This is a genomic window from Geodermatophilus sp. SYSU D00710 (assembly GCF_054050195.1).
In genome coordinates, this window is sequence record NZ_JBJGYX010000116.1 from 1 (window position 1) to 3,372 (window position 3,372).

The following is a 3,372-nucleotide window of genomic DNA, read 5'->3' on the forward strand; positions in this document are numbered from 1 at the left end:
TGTGTGAAGACCATCTTCGACGTACGCAGCCGGCGTGTGGGCTGGGCTGGGAGTGTGGTCAAGTCCTCGGCCTGTTAGTACCGGTCAGCTCCACACCTCGCGGTGCGTCCACTTCCGGCCTATCAACCCGCTGGTCTGGGCGGGGGCCTTACCCCATGAACTGGGTGAGAGACCTCATCTTGAAGCGAGCTTCCCGCTTAGATGCTTTCAGCGGTTATCCCTGCCGAACGTAGCCAACCAGCCGTGCACCTGGCGGTACAACTGGCACACCAGAGGTTCGTCCGTCCCGGTCCTCTCGTACTAGGGACAGCTCTTCGCAAGTCTCTTACGCGCACGGCGGATAGGGACCGAACTGTCTCACGACGTTCTAAACCCAGCTCGCGTACCGCTTTAATGGGCGAACAGCCCAACCCTTGGGACCTACTCCAGCCCCAGGATGCGACGAGCCGACATCGAGGTGCCAAACCATCCCGTCGATATGGACTCTTGGGGAAGATCAGCCTGTTATCCCCGGGGTACCTTTTATCCGTTGAGCGACACCGCTTCCACCTGCCGGTGCCGGGTCACTAGTCCCAGCTTTCGCTCCTGCTCGACCCGTCGGTCTCACAGTCAAGCTCCCTTGTGCACTTGCACTCGACACCTGATTGCCAACCAGGCTGAGGGAACCTTTGGGCGCCTCCGTTACTCTTTGGGAGGCAACCGCCCCAGTTAAACTACCCACCTGACACTGTTCCTGATCCGGATCACGGACCCAGGTTAGACATCCAATTCGACCAGAGTGGTATTTCAACGGCGACTCCACCGACACTGGCGTGCCGGCTTCTCCGTCTCCCACCTATCCTACACAAGCCGAACCGAACACCAATATCAAGCTGTAGTGAAGGTCCCGGGGTCTTTCCGTCCTGCCGCGCGTAACGAGCATCTTTACTCGTAGTGCAATTTCGCCGAGCCTGTGGTTGAGACAGCTGAGAAGTCGTTACGCCATTCGTGCAGGTCGGAACTTACCCGACAAGGAATTTCGCTACCTTAGGATGGTTATAGTTACCACCGCCGTTTACTGGCGCTTGAGTTCTGAGCTTCGCCTTGCGGCTAACCCGTCCCCTTAACGTTCCAGCACCGGGCAGGCGTCAGTCCGTATACCTCGTCTTACGACTTCGCACGGACCTGTGTTTTTAGTAAACAGTCGCTTCTCACTGGTCTCTGCGACCCCCTCCCGCTGCCCACCGCGAGGATGTTGACGAGCGAGGGTCCCCCTTCTCCCGAAGTTACGGGGGCATTTTGCCGAGTTCCTTAACCACAGTTCGCTCGATCGCCTCGGTATTCTCTACCTGACCACCTGAGTTGGTTTGGGGTACGGGCCGCTCGGAACTCGCTAGAGGCTTTTCTCGGCAGCATAGGATCATCGGATTCGCCTCATTCGGCTATGCGTCAGGCCTCACCCTGCGTGCGCCGCGGATTTGCCTACGGCGCGGGCCACACCCTTGCACCGGTCCTACCACTCACCGGCACCGACTACCTTCCTGCGTCACCCCATCGCTTGCCTACTACCAGGTCGGGTCCCCAGCTACTCCCACCGTTCTCCTCGAAAGAAGAACAGCGGTTTCGGTGGGTCAGCATCGCTGGCCTCGGCAGGGACGCTCCTTCGCGGGTACGGGAATATCAACCCGTTGTCCATCGACTACGCCTGTCGGCCTCGCCTTAGGTCCCGACTCACCCTGGGCGGATTAGCCTGGCCCAGGAACCCTTGGTCTTCCGGCGGGGGAGGTTCTCACTCCCCTCTCGCTACTCATGCCTGCATTCTCACTCGCATGGCGTCCACGGCTGGCTTCCGCCGCCGCTTCTCCCGCCACACGACGCTCCCCTACCCACCCCGCCACCTGGCCGGCCCTCCGAAGAGAACCGGCGGGCTGCACGGCGGAGTGCCACGGCTTCGGCGGTGTGCTTGAGCCCCGCTACATTGTCGGCGCGGAACCACTTGACCAGTGAGCTATTACGCACTCTTTCAAGGATGGCTGCTTCTAAGCCAACCTCCTGGTTGTCTCTGCGATCCCACATCCTTTTCCACTTAGCACACGCTTAGGGGCCTTAGCCGATGATCTGGGCTGTTTCCCTCTCGACTACGAACCTTATCGCCCGCAGTCTCACTGCCGCGCTCTCACTTACCGGCATTCGGAGTTTGGTTGACGTCAGTAACCTTGTGGGGCCCATCGGCCATCCAGTGCTCTACCTCCGGCAAGAAACACGCGACGCTGCACCTAAATGCATTTCGGGGAGAACCAGCTATCACCGGGTTTGATTGGCCTTTCACCCCTACCCACAGCTCATCCCCCAGGTTTTCAACCCTGGTGGGTTCGGTCCTCCACGCGGTCTTACCCGCGCTTCAACCTGGCCATGGGTAGATCACCCGGCTTCGGGTCTAGGACACGCGACTGGCACGCCCTGTTCGGACTCGCTTTCGCTACGGCTACCCCCCACGGGTTAACCTCGCCACGTATCACTAACTCGCAGGCTCATTCTTCAAAAGGCACGCCATCACCCCGCCACGCACGAGGCGTGGACATTCGGAGCTCTGACGGCTTGTAGGCACACGGTTTCAGGTACTATTTCACTCCCCTCCCGGGGTACTTTTCACCTTTCCCTCACGGTACTCGTCCGCTATCGGTCACCAGGGAGTATTCAGGCTTAGCGGGTGGTCCCGCCGGATTCACACCGAATTTCACGGGCTCGGTGCTACTTGGGAACACGCTGCAGGAGGACCGGCGTTTTCGTGTACGGGGCTCTCACCCTCTACGGCGACCCCTTCCAGAGGCCTTCCACTAACGACCGGTCTTTCTCACTCCTCGGCACGCCGGCAGACGTGCCCGAGCGGTCCCACGACCCCGCCTCCACAACCCCTGCCGGGTATCACATGGAAACGGTTTAGCCTCTTCCGCTTTCGCTCGCCACTACTCACGGAATCACGGTTGTTTTCTCTTCCTGTGGGTACTGAGATGTTTCACTTCCCCACGTTCCCTCCACACGCCCTATGTGTTCAGGCGCGGGTCACACCACATGACTGGTGCGGGGTTTCCCCATTCGGACATCCTCGGATCAACGCTCGGTTGGCAGCTCCCCGAGGCTTCTCGCAGCCTCCCACGTCCTTCATCGGCTCCTGGTGCCCAGGCATCCACCGTGTGCCCTTACCAACTTGGCCACACTCACCACCAACTCACACGCAAACTGCGCGCACCACGACCATCCACCGGCTGACCGGAGCCAGACGACGGATCCCGCGGCACACAGAAATCAAAGATGCTCGCGTCCACTGTGCAGTTCTCAACGACCAACCAGCCCACCCGCCGATCCGACCCCACCGGTCCCCGGCCCGCCGGC

Annotated in this window: 1 rRNA gene; it reads right to left on the bottom strand. The window is 60.4% G+C overall.

Annotation, left to right across the window (positions count from 1 at the left end):
• Nucleotides 1-54 precede the first annotated feature (54 nt).
• Nucleotides 55-3,193 (bottom strand): 23S ribosomal RNA (locus ACI78U_RS24820).
• Nucleotides 3,194-3,372 lie beyond the last annotated feature (179 nt).